General features: G+C 49.6%; 14 protein-coding genes. 12 read left to right on the top strand and 2 right to left on the bottom strand.

The annotated features are described in order from the left end of the window. Positions 1–315 precede the first annotated feature (315 nt). The 6 genes from RDU59_00545 to RDU59_00520 all read left to right on the top strand — a co-directional run bounded on the left by RDU59_00545 (position 316) and on the right by RDU59_00520 (position 5186). Positions 316–1134: a potassium channel family protein gene (locus RDU59_00545; protein ID MDQ7836971.1), complete on the top strand. Its 819-nt coding sequence runs from the start codon at positions 316–318 to the stop codon at positions 1132–1134. 86 nt (positions 1135–1220) lie between these two features. Then, positions 1221–1496, top strand: coding sequence for a hypothetical protein (locus tag RDU59_00540; GenBank protein ID MDQ7836970.1), 276 nt, complete (start codon positions 1221–1223; stop codon positions 1494–1496). A 185-nt stretch (positions 1497–1681) separates the two neighbouring features. After that, positions 1682–1882, top strand: coding sequence for a hypothetical protein (locus tag RDU59_00535; protein ID MDQ7836969.1), 201 nt, complete (start codon positions 1682–1684; stop codon positions 1880–1882). A gap of 284 nt (positions 1883–2166) precedes the next feature. Further along, positions 2167–2346 (top strand): hypothetical protein, encoded by a 180-nt coding sequence (locus tag RDU59_00530; protein ID MDQ7836968.1) that lies wholly within the window; start codon positions 2167–2169, stop codon positions 2344–2346. Between the two features lie 120 nt (positions 2347–2466). Then, a complete protein-coding gene (locus RDU59_00525) occupies positions 2467–2838 on the top strand; it encodes a peptide chain release factor-like protein (protein ID MDQ7836967.1) in 372 nt (123 codons plus the stop codon). Continuing rightward, positions 2835–5186, top strand: a complete 2352-nt coding sequence (locus RDU59_00520) for an endonuclease MutS2 (protein ID MDQ7836966.1) — start codon at positions 2835–2837, stop codon at positions 5184–5186. The genes RDU59_00525 and RDU59_00520 overlap by 4 nt, the downstream gene beginning before the upstream one ends. Positions 5187–5239: 53 nt before the next feature. On the opposite strand, the gene RDU59_00515 is transcribed toward RDU59_00520, so the two are convergent. Together RDU59_00515 and RDU59_00510 are read right to left on the bottom strand one after the other, a co-directional pair. Continuing rightward, entirely contained in the window at positions 5240–5440 is a 201-nt protein-coding gene (locus RDU59_00515) for a hypothetical protein (protein MDQ7836965.1), read from the bottom strand. A gap of 66 nt (positions 5441–5506) precedes the next feature. Beyond that, positions 5507–5728 (bottom strand): hypothetical protein, encoded by a 222-nt coding sequence (locus RDU59_00510; protein MDQ7836964.1) that lies wholly within the window; start codon positions 5726–5728, stop codon positions 5507–5509. 518 nt (positions 5729–6246) lie between these two features. Here RDU59_00510 and RDU59_00505 point away from each other — a divergent pair. From RDU59_00505 to typA, 6 genes are all read left to right on the top strand, one after another. Beyond that, positions 6247–7236, top strand: a complete 990-nt coding sequence (locus RDU59_00505) for an efflux RND transporter periplasmic adaptor subunit (GenBank protein ID MDQ7836963.1) — start codon at positions 6247–6249, stop codon at positions 7234–7236. A gap of 37 nt (positions 7237–7273) precedes the next feature. Further along, positions 7274–8257 (top strand): ABC transporter ATP-binding protein, encoded by a 984-nt coding sequence (locus RDU59_00500; protein ID MDQ7836962.1) that lies wholly within the window; start codon positions 7274–7276, stop codon positions 8255–8257. Further along, on the top strand, positions 8254–9213 hold the full coding sequence (locus RDU59_00495; protein ID MDQ7836961.1) for an ABC transporter ATP-binding protein: 960 nt from the start codon (positions 8254–8256) through the stop codon (positions 9211–9213). Before RDU59_00500 ends, RDU59_00495 begins: the two co-directional genes overlap by 4 nt. Then, positions 9200–10306, top strand: a complete 1107-nt coding sequence (locus RDU59_00490) for an ABC transporter permease (GenBank protein ID MDQ7836960.1) — start codon at positions 9200–9202, stop codon at positions 10304–10306. The genes RDU59_00495 and RDU59_00490 overlap by 14 nt, the downstream gene beginning before the upstream one ends. 7 nt (positions 10307–10313) lie before the next feature. Next, the gene (locus RDU59_00485; protein MDQ7836959.1) at positions 10314–11423 is read left to right on the top strand and encodes an ABC transporter permease; all 1110 of its coding nucleotides are present in this window, start codon (positions 10314–10316) and stop codon (positions 11421–11423) included. 327 nt (positions 11424–11750) lie between these two features. Continuing rightward, a complete protein-coding gene (gene typA, locus RDU59_00480; GenBank protein MDQ7836958.1) occupies positions 11751–13595 on the top strand; it encodes a translational GTPase TypA in 1845 nt (614 codons plus the stop codon). The last annotated feature ends 123 nt before the right edge of the window (positions 13596–13718 follow it).

The raw sequence follows: 13718 nt of genomic DNA, 5'->3' as shown, positions 1-13718 counted from the left end.
ATCAGTGGAGACGACATCGAGCCAGGCGCCTAACAACAGCATACCTTTAGGCCGTGAATTTCAAGCTTCTCCTGATGAAGAAGTGGGGAGCAGACTTCTTGGGGAGGTGACCGGGAAGACGAGGTTGGTATGATCTGTTTACGTGAAGAACTGAAATAATGAATTGTATTATTTTGGTTCTTATGGATAATCTAAAATAACAGCCGGGGTTATTAATTTCAGAAATCACCGGCGGTAAGCGGGGCAAGATGTATCTGTTTGCTGCCTATTTACAGTTGTTCAAATAACAGAGGGAAATCCACGCGATGCGGTGATATGAACCACATAAGATTTCGATTACGCATATTTCTTATCCTTCTATTGGGCATTGTGCTGTTGGGAACCGCCGGCTTCATGGCCATTGAGGGGCTTTCTCTGCCAGATGCCTTTTACTTCACAATGGTCACGATAACCACGGTGGGTTATGGAGATATCCACCCCGCCACGCAGACAGGCAAGATGCTGACCATCCTTCTCATTGTAATGGGCGTTGGAACATTCCTCGGAGTAGTGGCAAACGCCACGGAGTTGTTGCTGAACAAGCGGGAAAAACAGGTCAGAATGGAAAAGTTGAACATGGTGATCGGACTGTTTTTCAGCGAGGTCGGAACCGGCCTGCTGGCTTCTTTTTCCCGGTCCGATCCCAACCTGGAAATCCTGCAAAGGGAGCTTATCATAAGGAGCGATTGGTCTGACAGGGACTTCTTCGGCCTCGAAAAGCGCGTTGAGAAATACGACTATATGGTTGATATCACAAAAACGGACCTGGAAGGTTTGCGGGGTTTCCTCGAAGCAAAAAGCGTTCTTCTGCTGCGATTGCTGGAAAATCCGGTGCTGTTGGAACATGAGATATTCACTGAACTCCTCAGGGCCGTCTTCCATTTGAAAGAAGAGTTGGCAAGCCGAAAGGACCTGAGCCGGTTACCGGATACTGACTATGCTCATCTCGCCGGTGACATAAAGAGGGCCTATAGCCTTTTAGGCCGTCAGTGGGTGTACTACATGAAACATCTAAAAACCAACTACCCTTATCTCTTTTCTCTGGCCATGAGAACCAATCCCTTTGACAAAGACGCGTCACCCATAGTGAGATAGGAGGCTTGTTCTTCGAGCGGAGGGCCATGTCACGCGTTGCCCCAGTTGATTATGCCTGATCTTTACCCCAAAAAGTGGACACCAAGTTGTTTCGGCGCATTCCGAAAAAAATGCGGCAAACCTTGGATGTTTTGCCTCAGACGGAAATGGACCCCTATGCCGTTTGGCAGCGTGGGACAAACGAAAATACAAATAGTCCTATTCGTCAGTACCGTCCAAAAGGAACAGATTTTAGAAAGATCACTGAAGAATATCTTGCATTTGCATTAAAAAAGCTTAATCATAGACCAAGAAAGCGCCTCAACTACCGGTCTCCACTTGAAGCGTTCTGGCAGACATCAGGCGGTGCACTTACAATTTGAACATGCATAGCAAGCGAATACGATGCATTTTACCTTGCATACGGAGATTCCCCGCAGCTTGCTGCGGGGAGCTTCAATTCACCTCCCCTACGGTCCTTACCAATTGTATGGATTGACAGAGAGGGAGATTGCGATTGTGGAGGGGAAGGCGTAAAATAAGTACGATTTTACTAAGGGAGTAAGTTATGAGAACAAAAGGAGCAACAGCAGAAGTTTTTTTGGCAGCATTCAAAACTTTGCCGCGAAAAGAGCAAGATATTTTTCTGTCATCCATATTAAAGGACAAAAAACTCCGCGAGGATCTTATAGATATAGCCATAGCAGAAAGTAGGGTAAAAGGCCAGAGCAGACCATTCAGAGACTTTTTAAAAGAGCATGACAATTAAATGGATAAATATTCTATTGAGATTATCTCAAAGGTAGAAAAGGAATTTTTGAAACTGCCCGAACCGGTGAGACTAAAAATTCGCAAACGGATACTTTCACTACCCTCTTAAACCAAATCCTCGCTGCTGACCAAAAACCCCTCCTCCATACGCCCTTTGATAAGGGCGGAGATTGTGGAGGGAATGCGATAATTATGGAGATTATAAACAGTTAGAACACATTAAAACAAGAATTACCGGGCAGCATAAATACAAATTACATTTTACATAAGGGAGCAGAGAACATGAAAAATGCAGAGATGAAAGTTGAAGGGAATATCCTGACCATTACAGTGGATTTATCCAAAGAATTCGGCCCGTCATCCTCGGGCAAGACCATCATTATCGCTTCCACGGAAGGGAACATCAGCGTCCCCGGCGCTGAGGACAAGAAGGTGGGCTTGAACGTTTACCGCAGGAAGTAAGAGTCAGAAATTTCGGTTATACGTAACGTCATAAATAATTGCGTATAAATCGTCATCTCCGCTTGCCTGCGGCGGATAAACTTCAGCGGGAATCCGGAATCATAACCAAAGACCTTTATAATGCCTGCTTTCGCTATAAGTGAAGAGAAGAATAAGTGGCTAACGGAGACTATGGAGGCCCTCGGTATCCAGGAAAAGGATATCGAGGAGAAATTCATCCGGTCATCAGGAAAAGGCGGGCAAAAGGTGAACAAGACCTCCACCTGTGTCTATTTGAAACACCTGCCTACCGGAATAGAGGTAAAATGCATGAAGGACCGGAGCCAGTCTATTAACCGGTTCCTGGCCCGGCGTGAGCTTGCAGAGCGGATCGCGGCGCTATCAGGCCAAGTGACCGGCCGCGGCCTTGCGCAGGAGAGAATAAGGAAGCAAAAGGCAAGGAAGAGAAAAAGAACAAAAAGTAAGTACGGCATCAATCCTGAGTCCTCATGATAAGCAGAGAAGCGCTTCAGATCCTGGAATTCGACAAAATCCTGGATACAATTTTCGGCTTTTCCCATAGTGATGCCTCGCGGCAGGCTGTTTTGGATATTTCCCCACTAAGTAACCGGGGCGATATAGAAGAAAGATTCGGGCAGGTCAAGGAGATTCGGGGGCTGGCCCAGGCAGGTACTCCACTCAGGTTATCTCATTTTCAGGACATATCCCAGGCCCTTGAACAGGCAAGGCTTGAGGGCGCTGTCCTTGATCCCGGCGAACTTATAGCCTTTGTGCCTGTTCTGCGGATAATTTCTGAGATATCCGCGCAGATTGCAGAGGAAGGTCCCCTTCCCGGGCTGGCTAGCCTAGCCGGCCATTTAACCGGATTCCCCGATATACTCGCCGCTATCGGGAGGTCTATCGATGGCGAAGGGAATATCCTGGACAGCGCGAGCCCGACCCTTTCTCATCTGCGAAGCCGAATAAGAGGCATGGAGGCAAAGATAAGAAAGAGATTGGAGGAGGCAGTAAAGGACCGGAGTGTGACCCCCTTTTTACAAGATGACTTTATTACTCAGAGGGCCGGCCGGTGGGTTATCCCGGTGAGAATGGATGCCAAAGGTCAGGTGCCGGGCGTGGTCCATGATGTCTCAAGATCAGGCGAGACGGCCTTTACAGAGCCATTAGAGATAATCGGAATTGCCAACGAGCTGGAGAATCTTGTCGCCGAGGCCAAGGCAGAAGAAATTCGCATCTTAAAAGTTATCTGCAAGATGATAAGAGAAGAAGCGGACGAAATTAAGGCGCAGTACAAGACCATCGTTTATCTCGATGTCCTGGATAGTATCGCCCGGTTTGCTGATTACCTGCAAATGGAAACGCCCCGGATAACCGGTTCATCTGAAATTAAACTGGTGAGGGCAAGACACCCGCTCCTTATGCTGTCACAGAAAGAAAGAGGCATAGAGGAGGTGGTGCCCCTTGATCTCAGCCTCGATGGCGATCATACCGTGATGGTCATAACCGGCCCCAATGCCGGAGGCAAGACCGTCGCCATCAAGACGCTGGGGCTGCTCCTCCTCATGGCCTTATCCGGCATTCCTGTGCCGGCTGATTCCTCATCCACCCTTCCCCAGGTCAGCCGGCTACTCGTTGATATAGGAGATGAACAATCCATAGAAAGCAGCCTGTCCACCTTTTCCGCTCATGTCTCTCATATCGCAGAGATACTCAAAGAGGCCGATGCAAAGACGGTCATCTTGTTAGATGAGATGGGCACCGGGACGGACCCGGTGGAGGGAGCGGCTATTTCCTGTGCTGTTTTAAAAGAGCTAAAAGGCAAAGGCGCCCTTGTTTTCGCTACTACACACCTCATGGACATAGTGGGTTTTGTCCATAGGACAGCGGGGATGGTAAATGCCTCTATGGAATTCGATCACGCCACGCTGAGTCCTTTATACAGGTTGAAGGTGGGAGAGCCAGGTCAGTCCCATGCCCTCGAGATAGCCAGGAGATATGGTCTCCCCGCGCACGTCCTTGATTTCGCGAAAAATGTGCTGGGCAATGTGAACGTGGAATTCCACAAGCTTCTTACAGAGTTGAAGGAGAAAAGGGCCGCGCATGAAGAGGGACTTAATGAGCTACAGCGGCAAAGGGCAGAGGCTAAAGAAAAAGAGAAGCTTTTAAATGAAAGACTGACCGAGGCAGAAAAGCTAAAGGCAGAGATAATGGAAAAGGCATACCGGGAGGCCAAAGATATTATTTCGGAGACAAAGAGGCAGATCTATGCCGTCCTGGAAGAGGCGAAAAAGCAGAAGAAGGGCCGCGAGGCCGTGAAGAGGGTTGTAAGGATACAGCAGGAGGTCGAAGAGAAGCTGCGGGAATTCGATAAAGAGCCTTCCTTATCGATCGGTGAGATAAAGGAAGGAGACACCGTATTTATCAGGTCCGTGGGCTATGATGCCACGGTGATGAGAGTTGACCGAAGTCATAACCGGGTGCGGGTGAAGGCCGGAAAGATGGAATGGGAGGTACCGGTTTCGGACATTGTCGCTGAAAAAGGAAAGGTCCCGGAAGTAAGGGCTGCTTCTGATAAAAAAGCAGGAACACTAGAGACGGTTCCAGATATGTTGAACTTGATCGGTTTGAGGGTTGACGAGGCCCTATCCGGACTGGAGCCTTTTCTCAATCATGCTTCCCTGGCGGAACGCAGAGAGGTAACCATTATTCATGGACTGGGGACAGGTATACTGCGGAAAGCCGTGCGTGAATATCTCACCGGTCATCCCCTGGTTGAGCAATTCAGGAGTGGGGAGTTGTCCGAGGGAGGGGATGGGGTGACGATAGCGATGCTGAGGTGATATCGGGATATTATTCGGAATGTGTTCACAAAGGGGTGAGAATCAGAGAAATGTTATTTCTCCTCCGATACCTCCCCGCATATAAGACGGCGTAAAAAGTCCGCCTTTTTGGGGGATAAATCGAATCTGACACAGGCCTCTTCCAGTAAGACGTGTAACGGGATGTCCTTCTTTTCCAGCCGGCATTCGGATATCCACTTCACTGCGTTGCGGATATCTTCTCCTTCCGGCATTATATCGCCAGCATCGGTCATTTTACGCGCTCCATAATAACTAGTGCTCATCCGAAAATTTTAGGTTGCGGATGGGAACTAGCTAAATTATTTTTCTACAATTATACCTTTCTTTTTCATTTCCATCAAAAAAGATTCTATATCGCCGCCGCCGCATCCTTCCAGCTCAAACTCGTCCGTTATATTATCCATAAAAAGTACGGATAAGCGATTCTTGCCGATCAGGGAGATTTTTCGGATGTGCTGCGCGTCCAGCCACAGGTCTACCTTTTCCCTGAAATCCCCAAGATTACATTTTTCCCTGCCCATGGGAGCCTCCCTATTGTTGTGTGCCGGGTAGAGAAATTCACGTCTTTCAAAAGCGAAAAGCGGCACAAACTCTCCCGCCGTGCCGCTTTCCACACCCTCAGATCAGATATATTCCTTATTTTTTCTCTTTCTTCTTGGCGGGCTTTTCTTCCTTCTTGGCGGTTGCTTTCGGTTTTGGCTTGGCGTGGGCCTTACAGGTTTTACACATGGTGCCATCCCCCTTTAGGCATTATTTTAAAAAATGTTATCAGCAACCACAAGATAAGTCAATAATTTTTGATAGTAATGTAGGGGTAATTTTATTCCAAAAGACACATGAAAGTGCTATAAAATGATATATCCGTTCACCGTTATCGGTTCACCGTTGTCCGTGAAAAGCACAAAAACGCCTTTTTCGGTGAACGGATGCGTATTCCTGCGAAGCTTGTCCCTGACTCCGATCAGGGAGCAGGAATCCAGAAACTAAAAGACTGGATTCCGTGTCAAGCACGGAATGACAGATAAGAGGGTACTTACAGATGAAAAAAGTCCGTGTTGTTTTTGTTCTGGCAGCCGGGATTGCTATCGCCCTGGCCGCCATTATTCTGTACTCCAATAACAAAGAAGACGGGAAATTCATCAAGCTCTCCGGCAACATAGAGGCTACAGAGGTGGCCATAAGCTTCAAGATTCCGGGAAGGCTCATAGAGAGGAGGTTTGATGAGGGTCAATGGGTCGAAAAAGGTGAGGTCATAGCCCGCCTGGATGACGCTGACCTTAAACATCAGGTGAATTTGGCCAGAGCCAATTTGGCCGCGGCTCAGGCCAGGTTAAAGGAGCTGCTGGCAGGTTCGAGGGTGCAGGAAATCAGGCAGGCCGGTGCCGCATTGAAGCAGGCCGAGGCCGAGATGCAAAACAAAGAGCAGGATTTAAACCGGGTGTTGCCACTGTACGAAGCCGGGATTGCATCTAAAAAGACACGGGATGACGCAGCGACGGCCTATAAAATAGCTCAGGAGGCCTATCAACGGGCTGGAGAAAACTACGCATTGGTAAAAGAGGGGCCCCGTAAGGAGGACATAGAGGCCGCCCGTGCCCAGGCAGCATCGGTGGAGGCCTCTTTGAAACTTGCCGAGACCAACTTAAGTTATGCCGCTGTGTATGCCCCCATCCCAGGGGTAGTGCTTTCCAAGGCGGCGGAGCCGGGCGAAGTCTTATCTTCAGGCAGGCCTGTTCTTACGCTCGGAGACATAGACCATGTCTGGCTCCGGGCCTATATTGATGAAAAAGACCTGGGTAAGGTGAAATGGGGGCAAGAGGCCCTGGTGACTACAGATTCTTATCCCGCAAGGGTCTATAAGGGCAGGGTATCTTTTATCTCATCTCAGGCCGAATTCACTCCCAAGACTGTCCAGACAGAGAAAGAGCGGGTAACGCTTGTTTACCGGATTAAAGTAGATATGGACAACAAGGCCCGGGAACTAAAACCCGGCATGATTGCAGATTGCCGGATAAAAGCAGGGCCTTAAATTAACTAGTTTTCATCCGGAAACCCAAAAATTCCGGATGAGCCGTCAGCACTCAGCTATCAGCGTTCAGCTTATTAATGCCATGTTTGCCATTGATGTCCAAAATCTGACGAAGAATTTCAGAGACGTTACGGCCGTGGATAATCTCACCCTTCAGGTCAAGGAAGGAGAGATATACGGCCTGGTCGGACCGGATGGCGCCGGCAAGACCACCACACTGCGGCTCCTTTCCGGTGTCCTCAAACCGGATAAAGGGGAAGGGACAGTAACCGGTTTCAGGCTTTTTCACGACCGGGAAAAGATCAAGGAAAACATATCCTACATGCCTCAGCGTTTTGCCCTTTATACTGATCTGACCGTGGAAGAAAATATCCGTTTCTATGCGGATGTCTTTGAGGTTCCGGGCAAGTTGTGGCGTGAGCGCGCCGAACGCTGGCTGAAAATGTCCAACCTTTTTGATTTTAAAAATCGCCTTGTGCAAAACCTCTCGGGCGGCATGAAGCAGAAGGTGGCCCTTATCTGTGCGCTCATCCATACGCCGAAAGCGCTCCTTCTGGATGAACCAACCAATGGCGTGGACCCCGTGTCACGGCGCGACTTCTGGGGTATCCTTTACGGGCTGCTTAAGGAGAGGGTGACGATCCTGGTCTCGACTGCCTACCTGGATGAGGCGGAACGATGTAACCGCATAGGACTTCTCTACCATGGGCGGATGCTCCTGGAGGGGGATCCGGCCGCCGTAAAGAGCCGGTTTCCCGGACAGGTAGCTGAGATTGTCTGTGGGGAACGCGAGCGGGTCAAATCTCTACTCCGGGAACTGGAGGGCGTTCAGGACGTTATCGTGAGCGGCGACCGCATACACGTCCACCTCGATGATTTTAAAAGACGGGAACCTGTGATGAGAGAAAGATTAAAAGGGGCCGGCATACGGGCAGAGTGTTTTACCCCTGTGTCCCCTTCTTTAGAGGACGTTTTCATGTCCCTGGTGCAACGAGAACAGAAGAAGGGCGAGGCAGGATGACTCCGGAATACTCGGTAAGCGTAAGTGAACTCGTAAAACAATTTGGGGATTTCACCGCCGTCGATCGGGTGAGCTTTAATGTAAGAAAGGGTGAGATATTCGGCTTTCTGGGTCCAAACGGCGCGGGGAAATCGACTACCATACGCATGCTTTGTGGCCTGATCAGCCCCACAGGTGGACAGGGGATGGTCGGAGGATTTGATATCGTCAGGGAATCCCAAAAGATTAAAGAGCACATCGGCTATATGTCTCAGAAGTTTTCTCTCTACGATGACCTTAGGGTTGGAGAAAATATTGCATTTTTCGGCGGGGTATATGGGCTCTCCGGTCAAAAAATGAAGGAACGCACAGATTTCATTTTGGATTTTGTTGGCCTATCGGAAAAGAGGGGGAGCGTCACCGCTACACTCGCCACCGGATGGAAGCAGCGATTGGCCCTGGGTTGCGCCATACTCCATGAGCCGGCGATTGTATTTCTGGATGAACCTACATCCGGTGTCGATCCCCTCTCCCGGCGCCGTTTCTGGGATCTTATCTATCTCATGGCCTCTCAGGGGGTCACGGTCTTTGTCACTACCCATTACATGGATGAGGCCGAGTACTGCGATCATCTGGCCTTAATATATCGCGGCCGGCTTATTGCTCTCGGCAGTCCGCAGGAGCTCAAACGCCGGCATATGAAGGAATCGATCCTGGAGGTCACCTGTCATCCCTTGGTGGAGGCCCTGGCGGCGCTTCAAAGTGGGTCTCCTCCATTTGATACCGCCATATTTGGAAACACGCTTCACGTGAAAGTACAAGAGCCGGTCTCCGGGCAAGTTGCCATCCGGGAAAGGCTGGCCGGTAATGTAATAGAGGTCCGGAATATACGGGCCATAGTCCCTTCTCTGGAAGATGTCTTTGTTACCCTTATCGAACAGGAAGACGCAAAGGAATCCAGTCGTGTTCAGGCCTAAACGTCTTTACGCCATTACCCTGAAAGAATTTATCCAGATATACCGTGATCCCCGCAGCCTGGCTATGGTTATATTACTGCCTGTTCTGCTCATTGTCCTCTTCGGGTATGCGGTGACCTTTGACATTAAACACGTTCCTATGGCTGTTTTTGATCAGGATCGAACTCAGAGGAGCCGCGATTTCATACAACTCTTTGCCAACTCCCGGTATTTTTCCGTACACAGCTACCGGGATAACTATCCGGAAATCATCGGGGATATGGACGCCGGTCGTATTAAATTCGGCCTCGTCATCCCGGCCAGGTTTTCACGGGCATTATCTGCCGGCCAGGCAGTCCCGGTTCAAGTACTCCTGGATGGAAGCGACCCCAACACGGCCAATATCGTCCTGAGCTATGTCAACGGGATTACCGAGATATTCAACGGCACAATCCGGAGGGACAAAATTCCCGTCACTGCCCGGGTGCGCGTCTGGTTTAACGAAGAGATGGAGAGCAAGAATTCTATAGTCCCGGGCCTGATTGCGGTCATTATGACCGTGATCGGGGCGCTTTTGACTTCCCTTACGGTGGCCCGTGAGTGGGAGAGGGGCACTATGGAAGGTCTCATCTCGACCCCGGTAAAAAAGCTGGAGCTTATCCTGGGAAAACTCATCCCGTATTTCGTCCTGGGCATGGTGGATATGTTTATTGCCGTAGCCTCCAGCCGATTGATTTTTGATGTGCCTCTGCGCGGCAGTTTCGCGGTGCTGGTATTTATCTCCGGTATATTCATGATAGGTTCCATTGCCTTTGGCTTCTTCTTGTCGGTCATCGCCAAAAATCAACACATGGCCAATCAACTAGCCATATTTACCACGTTTCTGCCCGCCTTCCTGTTATCAGGTTTTCTCTTTCCTATTATGAATATGCCTGCTCTATTACAGATTATCACCCACGTTATTCCGGCCCGGCACTTTGTTGCGGCTCTGAGGGCCATCTATCTCAAGGGGCTTGGGTTAGACTTGTTATGGATGCAGACCGTAATCCTGGCCATAATCGGCCTGGTCGGTATAGCCGCGGCATATATGAAGTTCAAAAAATTTCTGGAGTAAGTACACCTTGTTCAACCGCATACGCACCATCATTATAAAAGAGTTCATTCAGTTTTTGCGGGACAAGCGTATGCGCTTCACCCTCCTGGTCCCGCCTATCATGCAGCTAATAGTTTTTGGTTATGCGGCCAATTTTGACCTAAAGCATATCCCCACGGCAGTTGTGGATTATGATCAGAGCGTGGAGAGCCGGGAGATACTCTCCCGATTTGATAGCACGGCCTATTTTGACATAAAACACAGGGTGAGGACTATGCCGGAGCTTAAAGGGCTTATAGATCGAAGCAGCGTCATCCTGGGTATAGTCATTCCGGCCGGGTATGCCAATGACGTGCGGAGCGGGAACCCCACCAGTATCCAGGCGCTTCTGGATGGTACGGATTCGAATAGCACAATGGTCATTGTCGGCTACTTAAACCGGATATTGGGTGCCTATAACCGTGCGCTTTCTGCCAAATTAGTCGCAGAATATGGCGAGGTCACGGTTGAGCCGCGTACCTGGTATAATCCGAACCTGGAAAGTCGGGTCTTTTTCGTCCCCGGAGTTATTGCCCTGGTGGTTTTCATAGTCACCATGATACTTACCGCCATGGCTATTGTAAAAGAATACGAGATCGGCACCATAGAACAGATCCTCGTGACGCCGATACGGCCAATTGAGCTTATCCTGGGAAAACTATGCCCATTTGCGGTTGTCGGCATTATCGATGTCATTTTGATCAGCGTAGTTGGCCGCTTATTGTTCCAGGTTCACATAGTCGGCAACCCTCTGGTGCTCTTTCTCGGCGCTATAATGTTTCTCTTAAGTTCTTTAGGATTTGGCCTTTTCCTTTCCACGGTGTCGCGTACCCAGCAGCAGGCCCTTATGGCCAGTTTCTTATTCATTAACCCGGCCGTCATGCTCTCCGGCTTCGGCTTCCCCATTGAGAATATGCCTCAGTGGGTGCAATACCTGACCTATCTGAATCCGCTGCGCTACTTTGTGGCGGTTATCCGTGGGGTATATCTAAAAGGCGTTGGACTTGACATCCTCTGGCCTCAACTGCTGGCTATGGCCGTGATAGGCATATCCACGATCGGCATAAGCGTCTTACGATTTAAGCAGAAACTCGAATAGGGAAGATCACAGTCCAGGATTTAGTCCCGGCCTCCCCAGATATCCCCCTTCCTGGCATTAGGAACCCCTAGTCTCTTCGCTTCACGGCTTGCGCAAGCGACCCTTTCGGGGTTCGCAGGTGGGGAATACCTGCCCCTTCCAGCTCGTCCTCGATCCGCCTAAGGCGGACTGCTCCAACAAGTTTCGCTCAGAAACATAGGGGTTCCCTAAGACTCAGGGAGGCTTTGTTTAACTTTAACCTTTGCAATGGATCCCTTAAAGGGTATACTATCAGTTTTTAATTTCGCCGTGCTTTGATCTTGAGGAAGGAAAGAGGAAAGTAAACAGATGAAGAGATATGCAAAAAATGAAAAGCTAAGAAATATTGCCATCATCGCCCATGTTGACCACGGAAAGACCACGCTTGTTGACACTATGTTCAGACAGAGCGGATTGTTCAGGGTAGGGCAGGAAGTGGACGAAAGAATAATGGACAGCATGGACCTGGAACGGGAAAGAGGCATCACCATTGCCGCGAAAAACTGCGCCGTAGTCTGGAAAGGTACAAAAATAAACATCATAGACACCCCTGGACATGCGGATTTCGGGGGTGAAGTAGAACGGGCGCTCAGCATGGCTGACGGCGCGCTTCTCCTGGTGGACGCTTCGGAAGGCCCTCTCCCCCAGACGCGTTTCGTCCTGAAAAAAACGTTCGAGGCAGGTCTGAAGATTATCGTGATGATAAACAAGATCGACCGCAAAGATGCGCGTCCTGACGAAGTCTTGAACGAGATATACGACCTGTTTATAGACCTTGGCGCTACGGAAGAACAGCTTGACTTCCCTTTGCTGTATGCCATAGGCCGTGAGGGCATTGCACAGAAGGCTCTGGAGGAAAAAGGTGAGAACCTCCATGTACTTTTTGACACCATTCTGGAGGAGATACCGGCGCCTTCCTATGACCCGGAAGAAGCATTCCAGATGCTGGTTGCAGACCTGGGTTATTCCGATTATCTCGGCCGTCTGGCTATAGGCAGGGTTTTCAATGGCAAGGCGAAATACAACGACAGCCTGGTTTGTATTGATGAGCAAGGCAAACAGCTCCCGCTCAAGATTTCAAAACTACAGATCTACGAAGGAATGAACCTCAGAGAGGTTGATTTTGTGGAGCCCGGCGATATTGTTGTCCTCTCAGGACTGGAATCCGTCAATATAGGCGACACCATCTGCACGAAAGATTCCCCAAAGCCGCTGAAACGGATAACGGTTGACGAGCCTACCGTTTCCATGAAATTCACCATAAACAACTCGCCATTTGGAGGGAAAGAAGGCAAGTTCGTACAATCCAGCAAGATATGGGAGCGCCTCGGGAAGGAGATGCAGAAAAACGTGGCCATAAAGGTAGAAGAAGCCGCGGACAAAGAGAGTTTCATTGTCAAGGGCAGAGGCGAGTTTCAGATGGCTATACTCATCGAGACCATGCGAAGAGAAGGATTTGAGCTTTGTGTAGGCCGTCCCGAAGTCATTTACAAATACAAGGATGGAAAAAGGCATGAGCCTATAGAACAACTTTTTATTGACTGTAGTGAGAATTTTCTGGGGATTGTGACGGAAAAGCTTTCTATCCGGAAAGGCAAGATGACAAACCTTGTCAATAACGGCAGGGGCCGGGTAAGGATAGAATTCAGCATTCCTTCACGGGCGCTTATAGGCTACCGGGACGAATTCCTTACCGATACCAAAGGTACGGGCATCATGAACTCGTATTTTATAGGCTATGAGGAATACCGGGGCGATTTCCCCGCGCGCTCTACCGGTTCCATGGTGGCCGACAGGCAAGGAAAGTCTGTAGCTTACGCCCTTTTTAACCTTGAGCCGAGGGGGCAGCTTTTTATTCCACCAGGTGAGGCCGTTTATGAGGGCATGGTGGTCGGCGAGCATAACCGGGAGAATGACATCGACGTAAATCCCTGCAAAGAAAAAAAGCTATCCAACATGCGCGCGTCAGGGAGAGACGAAAATGTAATCCTCACACCGGCCAGACTGATGACGCTCGAAAGCGCGATACATTTTATCGGCGAAGACGAACTGGTCGAGGTCACCCCTCTATCCATACGGCTGCGAAAGGCCGTGCTCACCGCCCAGCAGAGACATACGATGAGGGCATCGAAGAAAAAGGAGAACGGCAGATAGAGGAGTTAACGCCGTTCTCTTATATCTCTGGATTCTTACAAAATGGCGGTGGGAGGGAAGAGTTTGACAGAAAGGGTGAGGGGGCAATAAGCGACAGTTTTCAAAAGGGGATTATGGGGTCAA

The sequence above is a fragment of the Thermodesulfobacteriota bacterium genome, from assembly GCA_031082315.1.
GTDB lineage: Bacteria > Desulfobacterota > QYQD01 > QYQD01 > QYQD01 > QYQD01.
The sequence above is the reverse complement of the archived record's forward strand: the minus strand, read 5'-3'. Positions and strand labels throughout refer to the sequence as shown.

Excerpts from the sequence above, each read along its gene's own strand:
- RDU59_00545 (MDQ7836971.1), top strand. The coding sequence starts at position 316 with ATGAACCACATAAGATTTCGATTACGCATATTTCTTATCCTTCTATTG.
- RDU59_00535 (MDQ7836969.1), top strand. The coding sequence starts at position 1,682 with ATGAGAACAAAAGGAGCAACAGCAGAAGTTTTTTTGGCAGCATTCAAA.
- RDU59_00530 (MDQ7836968.1), top strand. The coding sequence starts at position 2,167 with ATGAAAAATGCAGAGATGAAAGTTGAAGGGAATATCCTGACCATTACA.
- RDU59_00525 (MDQ7836967.1), top strand. The coding sequence starts at position 2,467 with ATGCCTGCTTTCGCTATAAGTGAAGAGAAGAATAAGTGGCTAACGGAG.
- RDU59_00520 (MDQ7836966.1), top strand. The coding sequence starts at position 2,835 with ATGATAAGCAGAGAAGCGCTTCAGATCCTGGAATTCGACAAAATCCTG.
- RDU59_00515 (MDQ7836965.1), bottom strand. The coding sequence starts at position 5,440 with ATGACCGATGCTGGCGATATAATGCCGGAAGGAGAAGATATCCGCAAC.
- RDU59_00510 (MDQ7836964.1), bottom strand. The coding sequence starts at position 5,728 with ATGGGCAGGGAAAAATGTAATCTTGGGGATTTCAGGGAAAAGGTAGAC.
- RDU59_00505 (MDQ7836963.1), top strand. The coding sequence starts at position 6,247 with ATGAAAAAAGTCCGTGTTGTTTTTGTTCTGGCAGCCGGGATTGCTATC.
- RDU59_00500 (MDQ7836962.1), top strand. The coding sequence starts at position 7,274 with ATGAGCCGTCAGCACTCAGCTATCAGCGTTCAGCTTATTAATGCCATG.
- RDU59_00495 (MDQ7836961.1), top strand. The coding sequence starts at position 8,254 with ATGACTCCGGAATACTCGGTAAGCGTAAGTGAACTCGTAAAACAATTT.
- typA (MDQ7836958.1), top strand. The coding sequence starts at position 11,751 with ATGAAGAGATATGCAAAAAATGAAAAGCTAAGAAATATTGCCATCATC.